The sequence below is a fragment of the Streptomyces sp. NPDC021622 genome (genome assembly GCF_040640795.1).
GTDB lineage: Bacteria > Actinomycetota > Actinomycetes > Streptomycetales > Streptomycetaceae > Streptomyces.
On record NZ_JBFACK010000006.1, the window covers coordinates 18,708 to 41,655 of the forward strand.

Annotated in this window: 22 protein-coding genes and 1 pseudogene; 10 read left to right on the forward strand and 13 right to left on the reverse strand. The window is 70.8% G+C overall.

The window, feature by feature from the left end:
• The first annotated feature begins 260 nt into the window (after positions 1-260).
• Complete coding sequence (locus tag AB0G47_RS13305) at positions 261-1,622, forward strand: dicarboxylate/amino acid:cation symporter (RefSeq protein ID WP_360768094.1); 1,362 nt, start codon at positions 261-263, stop codon at positions 1,620-1,622.
• Positions 1,623-1,844: 222 nt separating this feature from the next.
• Positions 1,845-2,462 (forward strand): TetR/AcrR family transcriptional regulator, encoded by a 618-nt coding sequence (locus AB0G47_RS13310; protein WP_360768996.1) that lies wholly within the window; start codon positions 1,845-1,847, stop codon positions 2,460-2,462.
• Here the strand turns inward: AB0G47_RS13310 and AB0G47_RS13315 are convergent.
• Positions 2,448-3,293, reverse strand: a complete 846-nt coding sequence (locus tag AB0G47_RS13315; RefSeq protein ID WP_360768096.1) for a MaoC family dehydratase — start codon at positions 3,291-3,293, stop codon at positions 2,448-2,450. The genes AB0G47_RS13310 and AB0G47_RS13315 overlap by 15 nt on opposite strands.
• 206 nt (positions 3,294-3,499) lie before the next feature.
• Complete coding sequence (locus AB0G47_RS13320) at positions 3,500-4,825, reverse strand: 3-oxoacyl-ACP reductase (protein ID WP_360768099.1); 1,326 nt, start codon at positions 4,823-4,825, stop codon at positions 3,500-3,502.
• A 72-nt stretch (positions 4,826-4,897) separates the two neighbouring features.
• Here AB0G47_RS13320 and AB0G47_RS13325 point away from each other — a divergent pair, with 72 nt between their 5' ends.
• The 3 genes from AB0G47_RS13325 to AB0G47_RS13335 all read left to right on the forward strand — a co-directional run bounded on the left by AB0G47_RS13325 (position 4,898) and on the right by AB0G47_RS13335 (position 9,886).
• Complete coding sequence (locus tag AB0G47_RS13325) at positions 4,898-6,175, forward strand: acetyl-CoA C-acetyltransferase (RefSeq protein ID WP_360768102.1); 1,278 nt, start codon at positions 4,898-4,900, stop codon at positions 6,173-6,175.
• A gap of 96 nt (positions 6,176-6,271) precedes the next feature.
• A complete protein-coding gene (locus tag AB0G47_RS13330; RefSeq protein WP_360768105.1) occupies positions 6,272-8,173 on the forward strand; it encodes an AMP-dependent synthetase/ligase in 1,902 nt (633 codons plus the stop codon).
• 84 nt (positions 8,174-8,257) lie between these two features.
• The gene (locus tag AB0G47_RS13335; RefSeq protein WP_360768106.1) at positions 8,258-9,886 is read left to right on the forward strand and encodes an alpha/beta hydrolase; all 1,629 of its coding nucleotides are present in this window, start codon (positions 8,258-8,260) and stop codon (positions 9,884-9,886) included.
• 6 nt (positions 9,887-9,892) lie between these two features.
• On the opposite strand, the gene AB0G47_RS13340 is transcribed toward AB0G47_RS13335, so the two are convergent.
• On the reverse strand, positions 9,893-10,747 hold the full coding sequence (locus AB0G47_RS13340) for a helix-turn-helix transcriptional regulator (RefSeq protein WP_360768109.1): 855 nt from the start codon (positions 10,745-10,747) through the stop codon (positions 9,893-9,895).
• Between the two features lie 180 nt (positions 10,748-10,927).
• Between AB0G47_RS13340 and AB0G47_RS13345 the strand changes: the two are divergent.
• The 3 genes and pseudogenes from AB0G47_RS13345 to AB0G47_RS13355 form a co-directional block, all read left to right on the forward strand.
• Positions 10,928-11,509 (forward strand): annotated as a pseudogene (locus AB0G47_RS13345) (MFS transporter); the annotation flags it as partial.
• A gap of 124 nt (positions 11,510-11,633) precedes the next feature.
• The gene (locus AB0G47_RS13350; RefSeq protein WP_360768999.1) at positions 11,634-12,341 is read left to right on the forward strand and encodes an MFS transporter; all 708 of its coding nucleotides are present in this window, start codon (positions 11,634-11,636) and stop codon (positions 12,339-12,341) included.
• Positions 12,342-12,384: 43 nt separating this feature from the next.
• Positions 12,385-13,044: a DinB family protein gene (locus AB0G47_RS13355; RefSeq protein ID WP_360768112.1), complete on the forward strand. Its 660-nt coding sequence runs from the start codon at positions 12,385-12,387 to the stop codon at positions 13,042-13,044.
• Positions 13,045-13,852: 808 nt separating this feature from the next.
• Here AB0G47_RS13355 and AB0G47_RS13360 read toward each other — a convergent pair.
• The 3 genes from AB0G47_RS13360 to AB0G47_RS13370 are packed head-to-tail and all read right to left on the reverse strand — an operon-like array spanning position 13,853 to position 15,370.
• Positions 13,853-14,266 (reverse strand): DUF4440 domain-containing protein, encoded by a 414-nt coding sequence (locus tag AB0G47_RS13360; RefSeq protein ID WP_360768115.1) that lies wholly within the window; start codon positions 14,264-14,266, stop codon positions 13,853-13,855.
• The gene (locus AB0G47_RS13365; RefSeq protein WP_360768117.1) at positions 14,244-14,507 is read right to left on the reverse strand and encodes a DUF397 domain-containing protein; all 264 of its coding nucleotides are present in this window, start codon (positions 14,505-14,507) and stop codon (positions 14,244-14,246) included. Before AB0G47_RS13365 ends, AB0G47_RS13360 begins: the two co-directional genes overlap by 23 nt.
• A complete protein-coding gene (locus tag AB0G47_RS13370; RefSeq protein ID WP_360768119.1) occupies positions 14,504-15,370 on the reverse strand; it encodes a helix-turn-helix transcriptional regulator in 867 nt (288 codons plus the stop codon). Before AB0G47_RS13370 ends, AB0G47_RS13365 begins: the two co-directional genes overlap by 4 nt.
• A 127-nt stretch (positions 15,371-15,497) precedes the next feature.
• Between AB0G47_RS13370 and AB0G47_RS13375 the strand changes: the two genes are divergently transcribed.
• Complete coding sequence (locus tag AB0G47_RS13375; protein WP_360768122.1) at positions 15,498-15,929, forward strand: ATP-binding protein; 432 nt, start codon at positions 15,498-15,500, stop codon at positions 15,927-15,929.
• 27 nt (positions 15,930-15,956) lie between these two features.
• On the opposite strand, the gene AB0G47_RS13380 is transcribed toward AB0G47_RS13375, so the two are convergent.
• From AB0G47_RS13380 to AB0G47_RS13400, 5 genes are all read right to left on the reverse strand, one after another.
• Entirely contained in the window at positions 15,957-16,232 is a 276-nt protein-coding gene (locus AB0G47_RS13380; protein ID WP_360769001.1) for a DUF1876 domain-containing protein, read from the reverse strand.
• Between the two features lie 111 nt (positions 16,233-16,343).
• A complete protein-coding gene (locus AB0G47_RS13385; protein ID WP_360768124.1) occupies positions 16,344-17,501 on the reverse strand; it encodes a lipase family protein in 1,158 nt (385 codons plus the stop codon).
• 104 nt (positions 17,502-17,605) lie between these two features.
• Positions 17,606-18,628, reverse strand: a complete 1,023-nt coding sequence (locus AB0G47_RS13390; protein ID WP_360768127.1) for an AraC family transcriptional regulator — start codon at positions 18,626-18,628, stop codon at positions 17,606-17,608.
• Positions 18,629-18,741: 113 nt separating this feature from the next.
• A complete protein-coding gene (locus AB0G47_RS13395) occupies positions 18,742-19,113 on the reverse strand; it encodes a hypothetical protein (protein WP_266863486.1) in 372 nt (123 codons plus the stop codon).
• A gap of 46 nt (positions 19,114-19,159) precedes the next feature.
• Positions 19,160-19,708 carry a hypothetical protein gene (locus tag AB0G47_RS13400; RefSeq protein ID WP_360768130.1) on the reverse strand — a complete coding sequence of 183 codons (549 nt, stop codon included), beginning with the start codon at positions 19,706-19,708 and terminating at the stop codon, positions 19,160-19,162.
• A gap of 277 nt (positions 19,709-19,985) precedes the next feature.
• Between AB0G47_RS13400 and AB0G47_RS13405 the strand changes: the two genes are divergently transcribed.
• A complete protein-coding gene (locus tag AB0G47_RS13405; protein ID WP_360768132.1) occupies positions 19,986-21,830 on the forward strand; it encodes a long-chain fatty acid--CoA ligase in 1,845 nt (614 codons plus the stop codon).
• Here the strand turns inward: AB0G47_RS13405 and AB0G47_RS13410 are convergent.
• On the reverse strand, positions 21,796-22,110 hold the full coding sequence (locus AB0G47_RS13410; protein ID WP_360768135.1) for an AzlD domain-containing protein: 315 nt from the start codon (positions 22,108-22,110) through the stop codon (positions 21,796-21,798). The two genes, AB0G47_RS13405 and AB0G47_RS13410, sit on opposite strands and share 35 nt — an antisense overlap.
• Complete coding sequence (locus tag AB0G47_RS13415) at positions 22,107-22,889, reverse strand: AzlC family ABC transporter permease (protein WP_360768137.1); 783 nt, start codon at positions 22,887-22,889, stop codon at positions 22,107-22,109. The genes AB0G47_RS13410 and AB0G47_RS13415 overlap by 4 nt, the downstream gene beginning before the upstream one ends.
• Between the last annotated feature and the right edge of the window lie 59 nt (positions 22,890-22,948).

Genomic DNA, 22,948 nt, shown 5'->3' on the forward strand with positions numbered 1-22,948 from the left:
TTCCCAAAGTTCGAGTGTTAACGTGTTCGACATGAAGACAGCAGCCGCGCCCCACGTCCCCATGAGCGTTCCGCTCGTGGCGCGCCTGCATGTCGATCTCTGCCGCTGCATGTCCGCGGCCTGTCGTTGCTGTCGTTGAACAGCGCGAGCGACAAGCACCAAGTGACATCTGCACTGCAGCGGCGCCGTAACGGCCGTTCCGTCTGACCCCTCGCGGTCGCCGCTCCCTCACGTCCCCTGCCATTACCCGGAGTGTGTCCGTGTCCGCGAACTCCCCCGTAGCCGCCGGCGATCAGCCGGACGAGAAGTCGAAGCCCGGCTTCCGGATACCCAAGTTCCTCAAGGTGCCCTTCTGGGCCCAGATCCTCGGCGGTCTGGTCATCGGCGTCCTGCTCGGCTGGCTCGCCCGCAGCCAGGACGTCTCTTGGCTGGTCACCACCCTGGACAAGGTGGGCGGCACCTTCATCGGGCTGCTGAAGCTGGCGGTCGCCCCGCTCGTCTTCTTCGCCATCCTGGTGTCGATCACCAACCTGCGTAAGGTCAACAACGCGGCGCGGCTCGCCTCGCAGACGCTGGTCTGGTTCATGATCACGTCGCTGATCGCGGTCGTCATCGGCCTCGCGATCGGCCTCATCACGAACCCCGGCGCCGGCACCGGCCTCACCCCGAAGGACGGCGCCAAGCCGGACGAGGCGGGCTCGTGGATCGACTTCCTCACGGGCATCATCCCGACGGACGTCATCACGCCGTTCACCGACCTCAACGTCCTGCAGATCGTCTTCATGGCCGCCGTCGCCGGTATCGCCGTACTGAAGATCGGTGACAAGGCCCAGCCGATCCTGGACCTGAGCGAGTCGGTCCTGGCTCTCCTCCAGAAGGCCCTCTGGTGGGTCATCAAGCTCTCCCCGATCGGCACCATCGGCCTCATCGGCTTCGCGATCGCCGACTACGGCTGGGACCTGATCTCCAAGTACGCGACGTTCACCGCGGACATCTACATCGGCTGCGCCCTGGTGATGTTCGGCGTCTACCCGCTGCTGCTCGCGTTCGTCGCCAAGGTCAACCCGCTGCAGTTCTTCAAGGGCGCCTGGCCCGCGATCCAGCTGGCCTTCGTCTCCCGCTCCTCGGTCGGCACCATGCCGGTCACCCAGAAGGTCACCGAGCGCCTCGGCGTCCCGAAGGAGTACACGTCCTTCGCCGTGCCCTTCGGCGCGACCACCAAGATGGACGGCTGCGCCGCGATCTACCCGGCGATCGCCGCGATCTTCGTCGCGCAGATCTTCGACGTGCAGATGGGCATCAAGGAGTACCTGCTCATCGCCTTCGTGTCGGTCGTCGGCTCCGCCGCCACCGCCGGTCTGACGGGCGCCACGGTCATGCTGACCCTGACCCTGTCGACGCTGGGCCTCCCGATGGAGGGCGTGGGCCTGCTGCTCGCCATCGACCCGGTCCTCGACATGATGCGCACCGCCACGAACGTGGCCGGTCAGGCCGCCGTGCCGGTCATCGTCGCCGCCCGCGAGAAGATCCTCGACCGCGAGGCCTACGAGAACGCGTCGGCATCGCCGCTCGACTCGTTCGACGTGGCCGACGAGCCGCAGGCGGTTCCCGCCGCCGCCTGATCTCCCCCGGCTCGTTCCCTCTGCCGCGCCCCGTTCCCGGATCTTTCCGGGGGCGGGGCGCGGTGGTCGTCGGGGGCTGACCGTAGGCTGGGCCGTCTGTGCACAAGTTGTGTGGAAGGCGGGCGGCCGGGGGTGGGCGAAGTGAAGGCCGGGGTGGCCGGAGGAGCCAGGGTGGCCGGTGGGGGCGGGGCTTCCGGAGCGGTCGGGAAGCGGCAGAAGCGGATGCCGCGGGCGGTGCGGGAGCAGCAGATGCTGGATGCCGCCGTGCGGATCTTCGGGCAGCGTGGTTACCGTGCCGCGTCCATGGACGAGATCGCGGAGCTCGCCGGGGTCTCGAAGCCGCTCGTCTATCTCTATCTGAACTCCAAGGAAGAGCTGTTCACGGCGTGCATCCGGCGGGAGGCGGCGGCGCTTGTCGCCGCCGTGCGGCGCGGGGTGAGCGGCGGCGGGCCCGCCGACCGGCAGCTGTGGGCCGGGCTGCGGGCCTTCTTCACGCACACCGCCGAGCGGCCCGACGCGTGGGTGGTCCTGCACAACCAGGCGCGGACGCAAGGGGAGCCGTTCGCGGCCGAAGTCGCCGTCATGCGCGAGGAGATCCTGGCCTTTGTGACGTCCCTGATCGCCGAGGCGGCGCGGGAGGCGCACGGGAATCCGGCCCTGGCCGAGCGTGAAGTGGCGGGTCTCGCCCAGGCGTTGGTGGGCGCGGCGGAGTCGCTGGCCGGCTGGGCCAACGAGGACGCCTCCGTCTCCGCGAAGGAGGCCGCGGCGACGCTGATGAACTTTGCCTGGGCGGGGCTTGGGGATCTGATGGAGGGGCGCCGGTGGTCACCCGGCGGGTAGCACCGTGCCGGTGAGGTGGACGGCCCCGGTGGGGGAGCGTAGTTCGAAGGCGGGGCCTTCGGCGGCGTAGACGACGGTGCCGGGGAGCAGTACGGGGGCCTTGAACTCGGCGCGCACGTGGACCGGGCCCGGGGTGTCGTGCTCCCGCCGCCGCTCGGCGAGGCAGCGGGCGAAGGTCCACATGCCGTGGGCGATGGCTCGGGGGAAGCCGAGGGCGCGGGCGGTCAGCGCGTACAGGTGGATGGGGTTGCGGTCGCCCGTGGCGGCGGCGTAGCGGCGGCCGAGGTCCGGGGGGAGCTGCCATTCGGCTCGGGCGGGGAGGGGCGTGGTGTCGGCCGGGGCGCTGCCGGTCGCCTGTGGGGTGTTGTTCCTGCTGCTGGTCTTGTGCCGGGCCAGGTAAGTGCTGGTGGACGTCCAGACGGTCGTGCCGTCCGTGGCGCGTGCCTCGGTGACGACGGTGGCTTCGGTGCCGCGGCGGTGAGGGCTCAACTTGGCCGCGTGTACGCCGATTTCGAGCTCCTCGGTGGGCCTGAGGGGCCGCTCCTGTGCGATCTCGATGGAGGTGTGGACGAGGCCTAGGAGGGGGAGCGGGAAGGCTGGGGTGCTCATGATCCCCATGGCGAGGGGGAAGCCGAGGATGTGCGGATAGGTGAGGGGGAGGGCGGCGTCGGGGGCGTTGTCGTATCCGCAGAGGTCCGCGTAGGTGGTGAGGTGGCGGGGGTCGGGGCGGGCTGCGGGGCGGGTGCGGGGCGTGGTGTCGAGCGGTGCGTCTGGGCGGGGGCGCTTGAAGGGGGAGAGGAGGGCGCCGCGCAGGAGTTGGGGGGCGAGCATGGGGGTCCTTGTCTGTTGGGGGGCGGCCCGTCGTGGGTGGGGCGCCTCGCCGTTCTGGGGCGGGGCCGCGCCGGTATGCCATCTCGGTCTGGGCGTTTTGCTGCTTCGGCTGGGGAGTGCTGCGTACCGTGCTCCGTGCGGACATACCGACACGTCCCCTCGCGTCCGCTGCCGGGTAATCGGGCGGGCGGGTGGGAAAGGCCTGTTCATGCCCCCAGCAGGGATTGGCCGCAGACTCGGATTACCTGGCCGTTCACTCCGCCGGAGGCCGCGCCGGACAGCCAGGCCGTCGTTTCCGCCACGTCCACCGGGAGGCCTCCCTGCGCAAGGGAGTTCATGCGGCGGCCGGCCTCCCGGATGAGGAGAGGGACCGCCGCCGTCATCTTCGTCTCGATGAAGCCGGGGGCCACCGCGTTCACCGTCACCCCGTACTCCGCGAGAGCCCGGGGCGCCAGCGAGCGGACGAGGCCGATGATGCCCGCCTTGCTCGCCGCGTAGTTCGTCTGTCCGACGTTCCCCGCGATCCCGGCGATCGACGCCGTGGCGACCACGCTCCCGCCCCGCTTCAGCGTCCCGGACGAGAGTAGGGCGTCTGTCGTACGCAGCACGCTCGTGAGGTTGACGTCCAGGACCGGGCCCCAGCGGTCCGCCGCCATGTTCGCCAGCTTCCGGTCCCGCGTGATGCCCGCGTTGTGGATCAGTACGTCGAGGCCGCCCCCGGCGGACACCGCCGCCGCGATGCGTTCGCCCGCGTCGTCCGCCGTGATGTCCAGCGGCAGCGCCGTACCGCCGAGCCGGTCCGCCACCCGCACCAACTCCGCCTGGGCGGACGGAATGTCGAGTACGACGACGTGCGCACCGTCCCTGGCCAGGACCTCCGCCACCGCCTCGCCGATGCCCCGCGCCGCGCCCGTGACCAGCGCCGTGCGGCCGGCCAGCGGGCGGTCCCAGTCGCAGGGGGCGGGTTCGGCGTCCCCGACCTCGATCACCTGGCCGCTGACATACGCCGACCTCGGCGAGAGGAGGAAGCGGAGGGTCGATTCCGCCGCCGGCGCCGAGCTGATGCGGGTGAGGGTCGCGGTGCGGCCCTTGCCCAGCTCCTTGCCCAGCGAGCGTACAAAGCCTTCCAACGCTTGTTGCGCTGCCGCCTGATGGTGGTCGGATGGTGAGACCGGTGCGCCGATGACGACGATGCGGCCGTTCGCCGCCACCTGTCGCACGACCGGGTGCAGCGCCGCGTGGACCTGGGCCAGGCCCGGAGTGTCCGACAGTGCCGTCGCGTCGAGAACGACCGCCGACACGTGCTGGGCGGCGTCGGTCGCGGTGATTTCTTTCAGGCCGGTACGGGCCAGGATCTCCGCCAGCGCCGAGGTGTGCCGCGAATCCCCCGCCGTCAGGTGCAGCAACTCGCCCTCCAGTGTGGGGTGTTCGGCTGACCAGCGGCGCAGCGGCGCCGGCTGGGGGAGGCCGAGCCTGCGGGTGAGGAAGCGGCCGGGTGCGGTGCCCGTGAAGTTCAGATAGCGATCGGCCATTGTCCAACTCCCAGCTCGGTCGTAAATTTACTTCAGAGTAAGGTTACTCAAGGGTCAGGAGCTGGTCGAGACATGAATCTGCCCACCACCCGCCGCGTGGCGGTCATCGGCGGCAGCCGTATCCCCTTCGCGCGCTCCGACGGCCCGTACGCGACCGCCTCCAACCAGGAGATGCTGACCGCCGCCGTCGACGGGCTCGTGGAGCAATTCCGTCTTGAAGGGCCGGGCGCCGTAGGGGAGTTCGTCGCCGGCGCCGTGCTCAAGCACAGCCGGGACTTCAATCTCGCCCGCGAGACCGTCCTCGGCTCGCGGCTCGCGCCGACCACTCCCGCGTACGACATCCAGCAGGCCTGCGGTACCGGTCTGCAGGCCGTCATCGCCGCCGCCAACAAGATCGCGCTGGGGCAGACGGAGTCCGCCGTGGCGGGCGGCGCCGACACCGCGAGCGACGCGCCGCTCGGCGTCAACGACTCCCTGCGCAAGATCCTGCTGGCCGCGCGGCGGGCGAAGACGGCCGGGGCGAGGGTGAAGGCGCTCGCCGGGATCCGCCCCGGGCATCTCGTGCCGGACATTCCCCGCAACGCCGAGCCCCGCACCGGTCTTTCGATGGGCGAGCACGCCGCCGTCACCGCGGAGGCGTGGGGCGTCTCGCGGGCCGCCCAGGACGAACTGGCCGCCGCCAGCCATCAGCGGCTCGCCGCGGCGTACGAGCGCGGCTTTCTGGAGGGGCTTGTCGTTCCCTTCCGTGGACTGGACCGGGACCAGAATCTGCGGCCGGGGTCCACTGCGGAGAAGCTGGCGGCGTTGCGTCCGGTCTTCGGGGTGAAGGGGGCCAACCCGACGATGACGGCCGGGAATTCGACTCCTCTGACGGACGGGGCGGCGGTCGCGCTGCTCGCGAGCGAGGAATGGGCGGGGGAGCGGGGCCTGGATCCGCTGGCGTATTTGACCGCCTACGAGACGGCCGCGGTGGATTTCGTGGGGGGTGATGTCGTCGGGGGTGAGGACGGGTTGTTGATGGCGCCTGCTCATGCGGTGCCGCGGATGCTGGAGCGGGTGGGGCTCGGGCTCTGCGACTTCGACTTCGTCGAGATTCACGAGGCGTTCGCATCGCAGGTGCTTGCGACGCTGGCCGCGTGGGAGAAGGCGGGCCTTGGGGCGGTGGACCGCGGGCGGCTCAACGTCGCCGGGTCGTCGCTGGCGACGGGGCATCCCTTTGCGGCCACGGGGGCGCGGATCGTTGCCACGCTGGCGAAGCTGCTGGCGGAACGGGGGGCTCCTGGGCGGGGGTTGATCTCGATCTGCGCGGCGGGTGGGCAGGGGGTGACGGCCGTTCTCGAGCGCGGCTAGTCAAGACCGCCGCTTCGCGGCGGATCTTTTCCCGCCCTCCCACCCGATTGCCCGGCAGCGTCCACCTCCCCTCCCCCGACATAGGAGCCGCCACCCATGTCCCCCACCCCCCAACCCGCCCTCGTACCACCCCACATACGCACCCTCGACGGAGTCGTACGCGAAGCCGTCACGCCCCCCTTCGCCGCCCCCGTGGCCACCGGCTCCCTCGCCGACATCCCCTTCGACAACGCCCGAGAGGCCCCCGCCGAAGCCGTCCTCTCCCGGAAGGGAAGCGACGGCCGCTGGCGGGACGTCAGCGCCGGTGACTTCGCCGAGGAAGTCCTCGCCGTGGCGAAGGGGCTCATCGCGGAGGGCCTCGCCCCGGGCGACCGCCTCGCGATCATGGCGCGTACGACGTACGAGTGGACGCTCCTCGACTTCGCCGCCTGGGCGGCCGGGCTCGTCACCGTGCCGGTGTATCCGACCTCCTCCGCCTACCAGACCCGGTGGATCGTCCAGGACTCCGGAGCCGTCGCCCTCGCCGCCGAGACCGCCGAACTCGCCTCGTCGCTCGGCCCGGAGCGCGACCGGATGCCCGGCCTCGAGCACCTGTGGTCCTTCGAGAAGGGCGACATCCGGCGCCTCGCCGAACTCGGGCGCGGCAGCGACATCTCCGACGGCGAAGTACACGGCCGCAGGGAGGAGTTGAGGCCCGGCGACATCGCCACCCTCATCTACACCTCCGGCACCACCGGCCGGCCCAAGGGCTGCGTCCTGACCCACGGCAACTTCTTCGCCGAGGTGGACAACGCCATCGAGCTGCTCCATCCCGTCTTCAAGTCGGTCAGCAAAGAGCCCGCCTCCACGCTGCTCTTCCTGCCGCTCTCCCACGTCTTCGGGCGGATGGTCGCCATCGGCTGTCTGCGCGCCCGTGTGCGGCTCGGGCACGCGCCGAGCATCCAGACCGAGGATCTGCTGCGGGACCTGGGGAGTTTCCGGCCGACATTCCTCCTCGCCATTCCTTACGTCCTGGAGAAGGTCTTCAACACGGGGCGTGCCACCGCCGAGAGGATGGGGCGTGCCTCGTCCTTCGACCGCGCGGCGCGTATCGCGGTGCGGTACGGCGAGGCCGTCGAGGCGGCGCAGCACGGCACAGGCCCGGGTCCGGAGCTCGGGCTGCGGGCGGCCCGTGCGCTGTACGACCCGCTGGTCTACCGGCGGATCCGCGCCGCGCTCGGCGGCAAGGTGCGGTACGCGATCTGCGGCGGCTCACCGCTCGGGCGCCGGCTCGCCGCCTTCTATGCGGGGGCGGGCATCGAGATCTTCGAGGGGTACGGGCTGACCGAGACCACCGCGGCGGCGACCGTGACACCGCCGCTGAAGCCGCGCCTGGGGACGGTCGGCTGGCCGCTGCCCGGCACGAAGGTGCGGATCGCGGACGACGGGGAGGTGCTGTTCGCCGGCGGGCAGGTCTTCGCGGGGTACTGGGACGGGCGTACGGGGCGTGCGGTGCCTTCCGGGCGGGATTGGTTCGCCACCGGGGACGTCGGCGAGCTCGACGCCGACGGGTATCTCTCGATCACCGGGAGGAAGAAGGACCTGCTCATCACGACCGGCGGCAAGAACGTCGCCCCCGCCCCGCTGGAGGACTGGCTGCGGGCCCATCCGCTGGTCGGCCAGTGCATGGTCGTCGGCGACGCCCGGCCGTACATCACCGCCCTGATCACGCTCGAAGCGGACGGCATCGCGCACTGGTGCCGTATGAAGAAGAAGGCGCCGGGGACGACGCCGGCCGGTCTTGTCGACGACGTCGAGTTGCGGGAGACCCTGCAGCGTGCCGTCGACGAGGCGAACAAGCTCGTGTCCCGCGCCGAGTCCATCCGGCGGTTCACCGTCCTGCCCGTGGATTTCACGGAGGAGAGCGGTCATCTCACGCCGTCCCTGAAGCTGCGGCGGGCCGCCGTCGAGCGTGACTTCGCCGAGGAGATCGAGAGGCTCTACGGACACGGTCGGTAGTCGTCGTCACTGACTGTGAGCTGGACGGGCGGGGCCGGACCGGCGCGCTTAGGGTGATCGAGGGGCAGACCCTGGGAGGTTGCCGTGCGCAGAGCTGTTGCGCTCGCCGGCGTCACCGCGCTGGCCGTCATCGGGACAGGAATCGGACTGCCGGGCATCGCAGCGGCGGCCACCGCCGCCGCTGCCGAGGAGGCCCCGTCGCCCGGTCAGCGGCCCGATCTCTCCCGGTACTACACCCAGAAGATCAAGTGGGGTGACTGCGAGGGGGAGGGCGAGGGGACGGGGCTCACCACCGAGGGCCCTGCCACCCCGGCTCCCGCGAAGGACGAAGTGCAGTGCGGCAAGATCACCGTCCCGCTCGACTACGCACAGCCCAAGCGCGGCAAGGTCGACCTCGCCATGATCCGCATCAAGTCCAGTGGCGACAAGCGCGGTTCGCTGCTGCTCAACTTCGGGGGGCCCGGCGGTGCGGGGGTCTCCGGACTGCTCGCGTCGCAGAAGGAGTTCGCGTATCTCGGCAAGGGGTACGACGTCGTCTCCTTCGACCCGCGCGGGGTGGGCCAGAGTTCGCCGGTGACCTGCGGTGACGACGATGCCGAAGATCCGACGGCGCCGGCCGAGGAGTCCGATGACGACCCCGCTGCCTTGCTCGACGAGGTGAAGAAGATCTCCGACAAGTGCGCCAAGAAGTCCGGGCCCGTTCTTCCGTACGTCGGGACCATCAACGTCTCGCGCGACATGGACGTCATGAGGCAGGTCCTCGGCGACAAGAAGCTCAACTATCTGGGCTTCTCCTACGGGACGCGGCTCGGAGCCGTCTACGCCACCCAGTTCCCCAAGAAGGTCGGCCGGATGGTCCTCGACGGCGTGGACACGCTGACCGAACCGGTCGCCGAGCAGGCCCTGGTGACCGCGGAGGGGCGCCAGACCGCCCTCGACAACTTCCTCGACTGGTGCACGGACAACCCGGGTTGCGTCTTCGGCACGGATTCACGGGCCGCGCGCGAGCACATGGCCGAGCTGATCCGAGGCCTTGACAAGTATCCGCTGCAGTCCACGGACGGCGCGGAGTTCACCGGCCAGGACGTCGTGGACGTACTGGGACAGGCGCTCTACAGCAGGCAGTCGTGGCCCGCCCTTTCGCAGGCGCTGGGCGCGCTCCTTGCCGACGGCGATCCGCGGGCGCTGCTGCGGATGAGCGGGGCGATGGCCCAGCAGACGCCAGCCGGCCGCCCTGTCCCGAAGGATCTCACGGAGGACATTCCCCCCGACAACATGGCCGCCGCGCTCATGGCCGTGAACTGCGCGGACGACCCCGACCGGCCGGACGCGGACAGCATCGAGAAGGAAGTCACCAAGCTCCAGAAGGAGTTCGCGTCGACGTCCGCCATCTTCGGGAAGTCGATGCTGATGCCGGTGCTCTTCTGCTTCGGCCGGCCCGCCGGTACGGACTACATCCGTGACGAGGTACGCGATCTGAAGGGCCCCGACTTCCTGCTCGTCGGCACGCGGGGCGACCCGGCGACCCCGTACCGCTGGACCGAGGAGACGGCCGAGCGGCTCGGGTCGCACGCCATCGTCCTGGACAACAAGGGGGACGGGCACACCGGTTACGCGGGGTCCAAGTGTGTGCGGGAGAAGGTGGATGGGTTCCTGCTGTACGGGGAGATGCCGAGTAGCGGGAGTTCCTGCGGGGCGGACGAGGAGGACTGACGCCGTTCAGTGAGTGCGGGACGCCGACTCCAGGCGCAACATGGCCTCCTCGTCCGGGGTACCGGGCGCCGCCTGGTAAGTGATGAGCCGCTGCCCGCCCGTACGGGCAAGCTGCATCGCCTCGAACGTGAGCGTCATCCGCCCCGTCTTCGGATGCGCGAAGGTCTTCCTCCCTCCACCCCGCTCCCGCACGTCATACCGCTCCCAGAGTCGCGCGAAGTCCGGTGACTTCAGGAGCAGTTCACCGACGAGCGCGGCCAGCTGCGGCGAGTCCGGGTCGAGTCCGCCGATCGCCCGCAGATGCGCGACCGACGTGGCGAGGGTCTGCTCCCGGGGGATGTAGAGCTCGCTGCCCACGGGGTGCAGGAACACATAGCGGGTGAGGTTGCGCTGGGCCGGCGCGTAGTCGTCCCACAGGCCGGGGAAGAGCGCGCGGCCCGGCGGGTTCGCGGCGAGTACGTAGTTGTGGCGGTTGACGACGTACGCGGGCAGCGGCCGCAGGGCTTCGAGCATCCGGAGGACCGATTCGCGCACGGTGTTGTCGTCGGTGGGGCGCGGTTCCGTCACGCGCCCCGATGCCAGCTCGGCCAGGTCGTGCAGGCGCTCGTGGGCGTCGCCGCCGAGGCGCAGGGTGCGGGCCAGGGAGTCGATGACGGCCGGGGACGGGTTCGTCTCGCGGCCGCGTTCCAGGCGGGTGTAGTAGTCGACGCTGACCCCGGCGAGGGTCGCGAGCTCCTCGCGGCGGAGGCCCGGGGTGCGGCGAAGTCCGGTGCCGGCCGGGAGGCCCGCGTCCGCGGGGGTGATCTGCGCCCGCCGCGCGCGGAGGTATCTGCCGAGTTCCGTTCCTTCTGCCGGTGCCATTTCTTTATTGTCGCCGGTAGGGGGTCGGCCTGGGGGGCTGTGTCAGGGCCTGGAACGTTGCGGTCTGCCTGGGCGGCGGGCCTGGGCGGATTCTTGGCGGTGCCCCGGGCTACCGGTCCCCGGCGGTCCGAACTGCCTCTCCCGCCCACCCGCCCGATTGCCCCGCAGGAGCCACCGTCCATGCCGACGCCCAGCGTCACCTCCGCCCACGCCGCCACCGCGCCCCAGCCCGTCGCACCCCGCAGGCATGCGACCCTCGCCCCGCTCCTCGCCTCCCTCCTCGGTTTCACCGTCATCAGCATCGACGTGTCCGCCGTGAACATCGCGCTGCCCGACATCCGTTCCTCCCTGCACGGAGGCATGGCCGGGCAGCAGTGGGTCGTGGACAGTTACACGCTGATGTTCGCCGCGCTGATGCTCTCCGCGGGGGCCCTCGCCGACCGGGCGGGGGCGCGGCGGGCCTACGTCTGGGGAGTCGCCCTCTTCACCCTCGCCTCGCTCGCCTGCGCCCTCGCCCCCGGCATCGGCGCCCTCATCGCCGCCCGTGTCGCACAGGGCGGGGCGGCGGCCGTAGTGCTGCCCGCATCCCTCTCGCTGATCCGGCAGGCGTACGACGATCCGCGCCGCCGGGCCCGCGCCATCGCGATGTGGACGGTGGGCGGTTCCGTCGCGATGGCCGCGGGTCCGGTACTCGGCGGCGTACTCACGGAAGTGGCCGGCTGGCGTGCGGTCTTCCTCCTCAACTTGCCCATCGGGGCGTTGATCATCGCCCTGCTCACCCGCACCGCCCCGTCCCCGCGCCGTCCCGCGCCCCTCGACCTCCTCGGTCAGGCCACCGCGGTGCTCGCCCGCCGGCCTCGCGTTCGCCGCGATCGAGGGCGGGCACCTGGGCTGGACCAGCGCGCCGGTCCTCGGCGCGGCCGCCCTCGCCGTCGTGGCGGGCTTCGCCTTCCACGCCACGGAGAAGCGGCACCGCGCGCCGATGGTGCCCCTTGCCATGCTGCGGCAGCGGCAGGTCGGCGTCTCACTGGCGATCGGCTTCGCCCTCAACGCCGGGTTCTACGGGATCATCTTCATGCTGGGCCTGTACTACCAGCAGCTGCGCGGAATGTCGGGGATCGCCGCCGGCCTGATGTTCGTCCCCCTCGCGGCCGTCATCACGTCGACGAACCTCCTCTCCCCACCCATGGCCGAGCGGTTCGGCCGCCGCTGGGTGATTGTGATCGGGCAGGCGGTGATGGTCCTGGCGATGTTCGCCGTCATCCCGCTGGACGCGGACACCCCGCTCTGGCTCGTCCTCGTCCTCCTCGTCCCCACCGGCATGGGCGGCGCGTTCGCGGTCCCCGCGCTGACCGCCCTGCTGATGGACGCGGTCCCCGCTGACCGCGCGGGCACGGCGTCCGGACTGCTCAACTCCCTTCGCCAGACGGGCGGGGCGATGTCGGTCGCCCTGTTCGGCGTGCTCCTGGCGTCGGACGCCGACGGGACGGGCTTCTCGCTCACGGGGATGCGGGAATCCCTGCTCGCGGTGGGGCTGCTGCTGTGCGCGACGACGGCGCTGTCGGCGTGGCTGCTGCCGAGGGACGGGCGCTGAAAGTCGGTGGGGTGCCGGCTCACGCGCGACTACCGTGCCCCGCATGCGCCGAGAAGCCGAACAAGATGCCGCAACGCCGGGACCCGTCACCGCCGATGACCTGGACCGCTCCATCCAGCTGGCCCTCGCCACCCTCCGCGGGGCTCCTGCGGAGGCCTGGCACGGCAAGGCGGGCACGCTGCGGTGGACCTGCTGGGAGACGGTCGAGCACCTGAGCGACGACTACTTCGCGTACGCCGCCCAACTGGGCCCGAGGGCACCGTCTTTGGACGGCGCTGTCCCCTTCATCTGGGAGCCACGCCAGACGGACGGCCCGTGGAACGCCATCCACGCGGACCGTGAGTCGGGTCCGGAGGGGCTGCTCCAGGTCCTGGAGTCGACGGGCGCGATGCTCACCGCCATGGTGCGTACGGCGCCGCCGGAGCTTCGGTCGTTTCATGGCTTCGGGGTCTCGGATCCGGAGGGCTTCGCGGCGATGGGCATCGTGGAGACGGTGGTCCATACGTACGACTTGGCCGAGGGGCTTGGGCTGGAGTGGGAGCCGCCGGCGGACGTGTGCGCCCGGGTCCTCCACCGTCTGTTCCCCGACGTCCCGTCGGGTTCGGAACCCTGGCCGACGCTGTTGTGGGCGACGGGGCGGGGGGAGCTGTCGGGGCAGGAGCGGCGTACGTCTTGGCGGTGGTACGGGGAGGTGCGGGGGTAGGGGGCTTTGCTGGGCCGGTGGTGGTGTTCGTACCGGGGCCGCCCGGTTCTCCCGAGGTTGGCGGTTCCGGGCCGGGTGTAAAGGGCGCTCCTTCGTCGCGTCGGCTGCGCCGATTCCGCTTCGCTTCACCCTTGACACCCAACCCTCCACCGCGAGAAGCGAATTGACCGGGCGGCCACGAAAGGGGGCTCTCGGGACTGCGGGGATGGGTCATCCGGCTTTCCTGCCGGGTGCGGACTTGTTCGTAGCAGCGCTGCACGCTGGAGGGGTGCGCGGCCGGTCCGGGGAGCGGTGCCGGTCTCGTCAAGCGTCTGGCGTCCGGATCTTCCGGGGTGACCGTCACGCCTCACCGGTGCTGGGTGGGGGTGGGGGACCTACTTTGGGAAAGTAGTGTTCTGGCACAAGGGGGGCGCGCGGCACTGCGAAACGCAACTTTGCCGAAGTAGGTTCCCCACACCCCCCTCTCCCCCTCTCTCCCGGTCGGGGCCGGGAGATCCGGTCGGCACACGCTTGACGAAGCCGGGACCCATCCCGAGCGGACCGCGCACCCCTCCCACTCGGCTGCGCTGCTACGAACTAGTCCGCACCCGGCAGCGAAGCCGGACGCCCCAAGGACCCGTCCCCGTGAGCCCCGCTTCGTGGCCGCCCGGTCAATTCGCTTCTCGCGGTGGAGGGTTGGGTGTCAAGGGTGGAGCGCAGCGGAATCGGCGAAGCCGACGCGCAGCGCAGCGGAGCGCCCTTGACTCCCGGCCCGGAACCGCCAACCTCGGGACAACCGGGCGGCCCCGGTACGAACACCACCACCGGCCTACTCGTCGTCCCAGGCCATCGAACTCATCCGCCAGCCGTCGGGCGTACGGACGTACTGGGTGGTCTTGTGGCCGATTCCCTCGAACCACTCGCCGTCGAGGTAGCCCGACTTCCGGTACTCGCTGAACCTGTGCGCGATCGACCCGTAGATCTCGGTGCGTTCGGCGACTTCCCACTCGGAGAACTCCGTCAGCTTCCCGCCGTCGCTCAGCATCTTCTCGCGGGGCGCGATGAAGCCCTCGATGTCGTACACCACGGGTGCGCCGTCGCCGACGTTGCTGATGATCATTCCCTGCGGGATGAATACGTCACGGACCGCGCCGAGGTTCGCCTTGCTGCCACCGGTGTTGGTGAACGCACCGAGGAACGTGCGCATCAGTTCGTCGAGTTCAGCCTTGGTGACGTCGGTCATGGGATCCCGTCTGCGTGATGAAGGCGGTCCAGGTGGCGGGGGCGACTGTGAAGGTGGGACCTTTGGGGTTCTTGGAGTCGCGTACGTGGATGGCGTGGGGGCAGGGGGATACCTCCACGCATGAGCCCCCTTCGCCGCCGCTGTGGCTGGACTTGCGCCAGGCATAAGCGACTTCGAGGCATTCGCCGCCCTCGCCGCTGCTGTAGCTGGACTTGAACCAGTCCAGTTCCATCGTGGTCATCGTTCCCCCAGCATCTTCTCGATCAGGGCCAGTGACTTCCGTGGATTGAGAGCCATTCCGCGCATGCTCCCATAGCGGTCGGCGATAAGCCGGACCTCTTCTGGTTCGGTGATCAGTCGGGGATGCCCCTGCGTCTCTGTGTAGGCCACCTCCTGGTGTCCCTTTGGCGTAAGGAGATTGAACGCGCTGTCCAGGTTGGGGTGTTCCTCGCTGTCGGTTGGCAGCACGTGAATCTCCACGGTCCGCTTCCGGCCGATGCGCAACAGGTGCTTCAACTGTTCTTCTTGGACGGCTCGTCCACCGATTGGCCGTTGCAGTACGACCTCCTCCAATACGTAACTGAAGGAAGGGGAAGGCCAGCGCTCGAAGACCTGCTGACGGGCCAGCCGGTCGGCGACCCGCTTCTCGATGGTCTCCTCGTCCAACAGAGGTCGCCGGTGGGAGAAGACTGCCCGCGCGTAATCCTCCGTTTGAAGCAGACCCGGCACACCCTGGTTGGCGTAGAAGTGCAGTTCGACCGCCTCCGACTCCAGCTTCGCGTACCCCCGGTACCAATCCGGGTGCCTCGTACGCGACTTCTTCTGCGCCTCCCGCACATCATCGATGGCGGCGATCAGCACGCCATCGGCGCCCAGCACGGGATCGGCCAGCTCAAGGAATTCCGGCTGCGGAGTGCGCACCCCGCGTTCCATCGAGGAAATCAGCGCCTCCCCGCAATGAACGGCTGCCGCGAACTCCTTCTGGCTCAGCCCGGCCCGCTCGCGCAGCACCTTGATCTGTTTGCCCAGGGCCCGGAAGAGATGAGCCGTACCGTCCGCCTCCGACGGTCGCTCCGGCCGCTCCTCATGATCCGCGTTGGTCATACCCCGTACCGCCCTTGCGTGGTCACGGTCGACGTCTCATACGCCCAACGCGCCGCACTCATACAGCTACGCGGAGTCGTGGTGTCGTACCTGGTCAGCGTAAGACGAACCGACCACGCTCAGTGACATGAAAGCCCAAATCTCCACCCCCATCAGCGACTTCACCCAACGACTCAGCTCCACCCGAAGAGGCGCCCGCCTGGCTCGCAGGCTGGTCGCCCACCAACTCGACCTCTGGGGAATCCCCCACGGCAGCGAGCTGTCCGACGCGGCGGCGCATGTCGTCGCCGAGCTGGCGGCCAACGCCGTCACGCATGGACACGTACCCGGAAGGGACTTCGAACTGCGGCTCGTCTACGCGGAGGCGGCGCGCACGCTGCGTATCGAGGTGTCGGACGCGCGGGGCGACCGCGTCCCGCAGTTGCGGCCGCCGGATCCCGGGGCGGAGACGGGGCGGGGGCTGCGCCTGGTGGAAGCGGTCGCCGCAACCTGGGGCGTCAGGGAGCGGCGTATCGGCAAGACGGTGTGGGCAGAGCTGAGGGTCCGCCCGAGGGAGTAGTCGCGCTCGGGCGGACCGTGGTCGGCGTCAGTGCAGCGTGTGCGACGTCCTTCCCGATGCCTCGTCGATCTCGTCGTGCGCCTTCGTCAGCAATTGCATCGCCAGTTCGTTCAGGGCACGTGCTCCCGCTATCTCCTCGCCGACCCTCGCCTGCTGCGTGTCGGAGGGGTGGCGGCTCGCGTATCCGTGGGCCCGGACCTCGTTGCCGTCGGGGAGTCGTACGAGGGCGGCCGCGCGCGTGCGGTGGTCGTCCTCCTCGAATTCCAGCTCGATGTGCCAACCGACTGCGGTCTTCATCGTCATCACCTCCGGAACTGCTGATTCCAGGGTGCGCCCACTGCCCGTGGTGGTCCAGCGGGCGGCCCTGGCGGTCACCGTCGGTGTGGGACGGCATGCGAGCTGTCAGGGCCCCGGCTAGCAGTTGCCTCGGGCCGGCTTCCCCGCGAAACGGTCCGCAAGCCAGTTCGCGGCCAGCGGGGACTGGGTGATGACTCCGGAGACGTGTTCGCCCAGGGGGACCGTGTGCCATTCCACGTTCGCGCCCTTCGCGCACCAGTCCGTGCGGACCTGTTTGCCGACGTCGTACGGGATCAGCTCGTCGGTGATCACGTGGTACTGGTACACCGGCGCGTCCGGCGCCCGCGTGCCGACGCTCGACTCGCGCAGACGTTGCTGCCAGTCCGGCTGGTCGAGGGGGTTTCGTGTCGTCATGTCAGTGATCTTTTTGAAGGCGCCGAGCACCGCGCCGTCCGCCACGCAGCTGTTGCGCAGTGCGCCGATCAGCTTCTTGCCCGCCGGGTTCAGGTACGACTCCAGGTTCAGTTCGGGGAAGGCCGCGTTCTGGCCGATCGCCGCCATGAAGATCAGGCCCGAGCCGTACGAACCGTCGTTGAAGTCCGCCGCCTTCCGCAGGTTGCCGGGGATGCCGCCGGCCGCCGTGCCCTTGACCTTGAGGTCGGGGGCGTACGAGCCGTGCAGTTCGGCTGCCCAGCCGGCTGCCTGGCCGCCCTGGGAGTAGCCCATGATGCCGACCGGGGTGTCCGAGGAGAGGCCCGCCTCCGGGAGGCGGATCGCGGCGCGGGCGGCGTCGAGCATGGCCTGGCCCTCGGCGCGGCCGACCGTGTAGGTGTGGTCGCCGGGGGTGCCGAGACCCTCGTAGTCGGTGACGGCCACCGCCCAGCCCCGCAGGGTGAGCTGCTGGATGAGGTTGGCTTCCATGGTGGTGCCGCGCGGGAAGCCCGCGCTGGGGGCGCAGTGGTCGCCCATGCCGATGGTGCCGACTGCGTACGTGATGAGGGGGCGGGGCCCTTGCCTGCCGTCCTGCGGCACGATGACCGTCCCGGAGACGGTGTTCGGCTCGCCCTTCGCCGTCGTCGAGCGGTAGTTCACCTTCCAGGCCTTGGTGTTGGTCGGCTGGCCGGGGAGGGGGTGGAAGCTGGTGGGTTCGGAGGTGACGATGTCGCCGGGGGATGCGGTGTCCTCCGGGGCGGCGTCGGCCGTGACCGGGGTGATGGCCGACAGGCCCAGCGCGGCCACCACCGCCAGGGCTCTGGCGCCGGTACGTACGTGCATGCGGCTCTCCCAACTGTCCTCAGTGGCTGGGGTGGTCATTCTGCGTATGCCGTGCAGGCGTCGACCGTAGTGACGCGCGGGGCGCTGAGTGCTGGCGGGGAAGCTCAGCTTTGTTGACCGGTTCGATAGGCGCCCGGCGTCGTCCCCGTCCACCGCCGGAAGGCCCGGTGGAAGGCGGTGTCCTCGGAGAAGCCGAGCCGTGCGGCGAGGTCGGCTATCGGCTCGCTCCCCTCCGCCAGGCCCGCGATGGCCGCGTCGCGTCGTACCGCGTCCTTCAGCTGCTGGTACGAGGTGGACTCCTGGGCCAGGCGGCGGCGCAGTGTCGCCGGGCTCACCGCGAGCCGGTCGGCGATCTCGCCGAGCGAGGGGAGGCGTGGCGAGGTGCGCAGGGCGTGGGCGAGGGTGCGGCGTACCTGTTCGGCGACGGTCGTGCCGTACTCGCGCCGTGAGAGGAGGTCGAACGGCGCCCGGTGCAGCATCGCCTCGAGCGCTTCCTCGTCCCGGATCAGCGGGGCCGCCAGCCAGTGCGCGTCGAACCCGGCGCCGGTGCGGGCCGCGCCGAAGCGGACGGGGCAGCCGAAGAGAGTGCCGTACTCGTCCTTGTGCGGGGGCGGCGGATGCCCGAACTCCGCCCAGTGGAGCGGGATCCGGCGGCCGATCAGCCAGCTGCACAGCCGGTGCCAGATGATGACGAGGCACTCGGCTAGGAAGTGGTCGTGCTCCAGATCGTTGCGTACGGCGAAGACGGCGCCGCCGGTGCCGCCGTCTCCGGTGTCGCAGCGCTCCAGGGTCAGGTCCGGGCCGCCCGGGAACAGGCCGTAGAACGTGACGCCACGCTCCAGCGCGGCGCCCAGGTCGCGGCAGCCGAGGGAGGCGTGGCACATCATCGCGAAGGTGCCGGGCCGGCTGACCGCCGAGCCGAGGCCGAGGAACTCGTCACCGGTGGCGCGGTACAACTCCCGGAAGAGCCGGGCGAACTGGACCTCGGTGACGCGGGCCCGGTCGTCGCCGAGCAGCAGCGGGGGAATCTGGGCGGTGCGCAGGAGCGGAACGGTGTCCACTCCGCGCCGCTCGGCGCCGCGGAGCACGCAGCGCACGTGGTGCACGGTGATGGTCCGCCTGGGCATGAGGGTCCCTTCCCCGCCGCGTCGCCGCCCGAACCCGAAGGTGCCGCACGGCGGCGGTCTAGCGCGGTGGGCGGGGGGACGTGTACGCCCCCGCCCACCGCACGCCCAGGGCGTCAGACGCCGGACAGGCCCGCGAGCACCCCGAAGCCGATGGGCAGCAGGAAGGCGATGCGCCCGTACTCGGGCCGCCCCCTCTCCCCCCGGCGCAGGAACGCCGCGAATCCGGCGGTGACGATGCCGAAGGTCACCGCGTACAGCAGCATGTCGCTCGTCGAAAGGCCGCTCCAGCCGTCCGACAGGAGCGCGGTCAGCGTCATCGTGCCGCCGAACAGCGCGGCGGCGGCCACCGCGTCACCACCGGTGAACACCAGGGGCGATGTGCCGCCGTGCCGCTCCTTGCGCGCGACCTGGAAGACCAGGACGGCCACCAGGGCGACCTCGGCGACCACGGCGAGCATGAACGATGCCTTGAAGGCGGTCTCCATGGTCAAGGCCTCCTCACATTTCTCGTGCAGCGTGTCACGTGCGGACTCAGCCGCAGGCCGTTGCGACGGTCGACAGGCCGGTGACCTCGCCGAAAATGGCTACGAGGAGCTTGATCCGCTCCTCCTTGTTGCCGGCCTGCACGATGAGCTTGGCGCCCTTGAGTACGCCGCCGAACTTGGTGGCCTTGGTGACGAGCAGCGCGTTGCCCGCGATGAACGCGCCGATCGAGCCCACGCACTTGGTCACCTTCCAGGCGGTGTCCCAGCCGCTGCGCAGCTGCACGCCCTGCGGCTCCAGCTTGGCGAGCGCGGCCTGCTGGGCGGCCTCGTCGCCCGGGTACATCGCTTCGACGAGCTGCTGGGTCGTCGGGTTCTGCGGAAGCGCCCCCAGTCGCTCCTCCAGACCCTCTTCGACGATCTGCGGTGCGCCGGTGTCGTCGGCGACCGCCGTCAGCACACCGGCGGCGGCCTTGTGCTGCTCGGCGCGGGCGTTCGCGGCCTCGGTGGCGGACGCGATGGGTCCGGCCGCGGCGAGCGCGAGGGCGGCGGAAACGGAAACCGCGGCGGTGCGCAGCGCGGTTCTCGATATGGACATATGTGTTCCCCTTTTTGTTCATCGCGTGGCGATGCACCCGCGCCGGCTGGTTACGCCCTGGTCAGGGGCGTTGGGCGCGGGCTTGGGAGGGATACTGGTGCCGGGGCGGCTGGGGCAACAAGAGTTTTGAGGATCTTCTGAGCCTTGCGGTCAAACCTTTGGCACGTGCGGCGTGTTGCCCGGTGGAGTCGCGGGGGTCCCGCTGAGCTTCCCGGCCAACCCCGCTGACGTTTCCCGTCATCCCGCGAAGGGCCGCGGTGTCCCTAGCGTCGTACGCATGCAGCCGACCGAGCGCCCCGAGACCCTGGCCGTCCTCGCCGAGTGGGCGGCCGACCGGCACGGCAAGCTGCCCGCCCTCCGCCGCAAGACCGAAGGCGGGGCGTGGGAGCAGGTCGATTACGAGCAACTCCGGGAGAGAGTAAGGGACTTCGGGCAGTGGCTGCTCGCTCTCGGCGTCCGTGCGGACGACCGCGTGGCGATCCTCGCCGAGACCCGCCCCGAGTGGACCTTCGCCCACTTCGGCACCTTCGCGGCGGGCGCGGTCGTCGTCCCCGTCTACCCGACGGCGGGCGACGAGGAGGTCGTCTGGGTCCTGGGGGACAGCGGGGCGTCGGTGGTGATCTGCGAGGACGCGGCGCAGGCGGCGAAGATCGAGCGGCTGCGGGCCCGGCTGACCGGGGTGCGGCATGTGCTGCTCATGACGGAAGTCCCGGAGGGTGCGGGTGCGGGTGCGGGTGCGGGTGCGGGTGCAGGGGTGGGGCAGGGGCCGGAGGCCGAGTCGTCGGACGCCGCCGCCCTGCTGGCCCGCGCCCGCGATCGCGTCCCCGCCGATCTGGCCACCATCATCTACACCTCGGGCACGACAGGGCCGCCGAAGGGCTGCCTCCTCACCCACGCCAACCTGGGCGCCGTCCAGTCCGCCACGCTGCCCCTCATCGAGGGCGGTCCCGGCGACGCGACGTACCTCTATCTCCCGCTGGCCCATCTGCTGGCCCAGCTCATCGAGTTCACCACGCTCATCGAGGGCGGCGAGCTCTGCTTTTTCGGTGGCGCGATCGAGAACGTCGTCACCGAACTCGCCGAGGTGAGCCCCACCCATCTGCCGTCCGTGCCGCGCCTGTTCGAGAAGGTGTACGCGGTCGTCCGCTCCCTCGCGGAGTCCGCACCCGGTGGCGGCGAACGCTTCGAAGAAGCCGTACGCATCGGGGTCCTCGCCGCGGACGACGCCCTGCCGCCCGGTCTCCAGGACGCGTACGAAGCCGCCGAGAAGTCCCTCTACGGCCCGGTCCGGCAGGCGCTCGGGGGCCGCGTCCGATGGGCGCTGACCGGCGGCGCCCCCATCGCGCCGCATGTCGTCGACTTCCTGCGGGCCTGCGGCATCGCGGTCTTCGAGGGGTACGGGATGACCGAGTCGGCCGGGGTCATCAGCCTCAACCATCCGGGCGCGGTGCGGTACGGCACGGTCGGCCGCCCCGTCGACGGCTGCGAGGTCCGCATCGCCGACGACGGGGAGATACTCGCCCGGGGCGAGATGGTCTTCCCGGGCTACCACGCCGACCCGGACGCCACCCACGAGGTGCTGGACGCCGAAGGGTGGCTGCACACGGGCGACTTGGGTGCCGTCGACGCCGACGGCTATCTCTCCGTGACCGGCCGCAAGAAGGACCTGATCATCACGTCGGGCGGCAAGAACATCACGCCATCGCTGAGTGAACTGGCCGTCCAGCGCTCGCGTTTCGTGTCGCGAGTGGTGATGGTGGGCGACCACCGCCCTTACCCGGTGGCGCTCATCACCCTGGACGCGGAGGAGGTCGCCGGGTGGGCGGGGCGCGAGGGCGTACGGTTCACCGGCCCGCCGTCCCGCGATCCCCGCGTCCGCGCCCTGGTCCAGGATGCGGTGGACGCGGCCAACGCGGAGGTCTCGCGCCCGGCCCGCATCCGTGAATTCGCGCTCCTGGACGAGGACTTCACGGTGGAGGGCGGGCTGCTCACGCCGAGCCTGAAGGTGCGCAGGCGTGCGGTGGCCGAGCGGTACGCGGGGGTCGTGGACGCACTGTACGGCTCCGGGGGCGGCACACCGGACGGGTCTACGCGACCCCCGCGAGACGCAGCAACGCCGTAGTCGCCGCGGCGCCGATCACGACTACCGCGAACGGCGCCTTGCGCCAGGCGAGTACGCCGCCGACCAGGACGCCGAGCGGGCGGGCCCATCCGGCGGGGCCGCCGCCCTCGGTGAGCGCGCCCGTGGCGAGCAGCGCGACCAGCAGGACCGTCGCGCCGATGGTCAGCAACTCCTGGACACGGGCGGGGAGTTCGATGCGGCCGTGCAGTACGGGTCCGGCCAGGCGGAAGGCGTACGTTCCCGCGGCGAGGACGAGGACGCAGGCGAGCTGGGCGTTCACGAGGCGCTCCTCGGGGTGGTGCGGCGGGCGGTGCGAGGGGTGGTGGTTCGGGCGGGGCGGCTCGGCCCGCGCCGCGCGGCGAGCAGACCGAGCAGGGCGAGCAGCACCGGCACCCCGGCGGGCAGCAGCGGCGTCGCGGCCACCGCGATCACGGCACCGGCGCCCGCCGCCCGCCGCGTCATGCTGTCGGCCCGCAGCGCGGGCAGGACCAGGGCGAGGAGTACGGCAGGGAACGCGGCGTCGAGCCCGAAGCGGGCGGTGTCGCCGATCGCGGAACCGGCGAGCGCGCCGCCGAGCACGCTGACGTTCCATACGGCGAACAGGCCGACCCCGGATATCCAGAACGCGGCCTTGCGCCGCTTCTGGTCGGGCTGCGCGAGGACGAACGCCGCCGTCTCGTCGGTGATCAGATGCGCGCCCACGAGCCGCGCGGCCCAGGACCGCCCGAGGCTGTCGGCCACGGCCAGACTGAACGCCGCCGTACGGGAGTTGAGCAGTAGACCGGTCGCCGCCGCGGCCACCGGGCCGCCGCCCGCCGCGAGGATCCCGACCGCGCTGAACTGGGCGGAGCCCGCGTACACGAGCAGCGACATCAGCACCGGCACCCACACCGGTAGCCCGCCGGCGATGGCGATCGCGCCGAAGGAGACGCCGACGACGGCGTCGGCGAGCCAGACGAGGGCGATGTCGCGCAGGACGCCGCGGGGGAGGTGGGAGAGCCGGACGAAACCCTCGCTCGTTCGGTCAGGCGGGCTGTCTGTTCGGTGTGGCGAACACATACGTCGTAGGATGGGCGGTACGGGTCCCGTTCGTCAAGCCGAACGAATGGTCCCTTATG

Bases quoted from the DNA above. Each gene is read 5' to 3' on its own strand.
- AB0G47_RS13310 (WP_360768996.1), top strand. From the start codon at position 1,845: ATGCCGCGGGCGGTGCGGGAGCAGCAGATGCTGGATGCCGCCGTGCGG.
- AB0G47_RS13315 (WP_360768096.1), bottom strand. From the start codon at position 3,293: ATGCTCGCCCCCCAACTCCTGCGCGGCGCCCTCCTCTCCCCCTTCAAG.
- AB0G47_RS13320 (WP_360768099.1), bottom strand. From the start codon at position 4,825: ATGGCCGATCGCTATCTGAACTTCACGGGCACCGCACCCGGCCGCTTC.
- AB0G47_RS13325 (WP_360768102.1), top strand. From the start codon at position 4,898: ATGAATCTGCCCACCACCCGCCGCGTGGCGGTCATCGGCGGCAGCCGT.
- AB0G47_RS13330 (WP_360768105.1), top strand. From the start codon at position 6,272: ATGTCCCCCACCCCCCAACCCGCCCTCGTACCACCCCACATACGCACC.
- AB0G47_RS13340 (WP_360768109.1), bottom strand. From the start codon at position 10,747: ATGGCACCGGCAGAAGGAACGGAACTCGGCAGATACCTCCGCGCGCGG.
- AB0G47_RS13355 (WP_360768112.1), top strand. From the start codon at position 12,385: ATGCGCCGAGAAGCCGAACAAGATGCCGCAACGCCGGGACCCGTCACC.
- AB0G47_RS13360 (WP_360768115.1), bottom strand. From the start codon at position 14,266: ATGACCGACGTCACCAAGGCTGAACTCGACGAACTGATGCGCACGTTC.
- AB0G47_RS13365 (WP_360768117.1), bottom strand. From the start codon at position 14,507: ATGACCACGATGGAACTGGACTGGTTCAAGTCCAGCTACAGCAGCGGC.
- AB0G47_RS13370 (WP_360768119.1), bottom strand. From the start codon at position 15,370: ATGACCAACGCGGATCATGAGGAGCGGCCGGAGCGACCGTCGGAGGCG.
- AB0G47_RS13375 (WP_360768122.1), top strand. From the start codon at position 15,498: ATGAAAGCCCAAATCTCCACCCCCATCAGCGACTTCACCCAACGACTC.
- AB0G47_RS13380 (WP_360769001.1), bottom strand. From the start codon at position 16,232: ATGACGATGAAGACCGCAGTCGGTTGGCACATCGAGCTGGAATTCGAG.
- AB0G47_RS13385 (WP_360768124.1), bottom strand. From the start codon at position 17,501: ATGCACGTACGTACCGGCGCCAGAGCCCTGGCGGTGGTGGCCGCGCTG.
- AB0G47_RS13390 (WP_360768127.1), bottom strand. From the start codon at position 18,628: ATGCCCAGGCGGACCATCACCGTGCACCACGTGCGCTGCGTGCTCCGC.
- AB0G47_RS13395 (WP_266863486.1), bottom strand. From the start codon at position 19,113: ATGGAGACCGCCTTCAAGGCATCGTTCATGCTCGCCGTGGTCGCCGAG.
- AB0G47_RS13400 (WP_360768130.1), bottom strand. From the start codon at position 19,708: ATGTCCATATCGAGAACCGCGCTGCGCACCGCCGCGGTTTCCGTTTCC.
- AB0G47_RS13405 (WP_360768132.1), top strand. From the start codon at position 19,986: ATGCAGCCGACCGAGCGCCCCGAGACCCTGGCCGTCCTCGCCGAGTGG.
- AB0G47_RS13415 (WP_360768137.1), bottom strand. From the start codon at position 22,889: ATGTGTTCGCCACACCGAACAGACAGCCCGCCTGACCGAACGAGCGAG.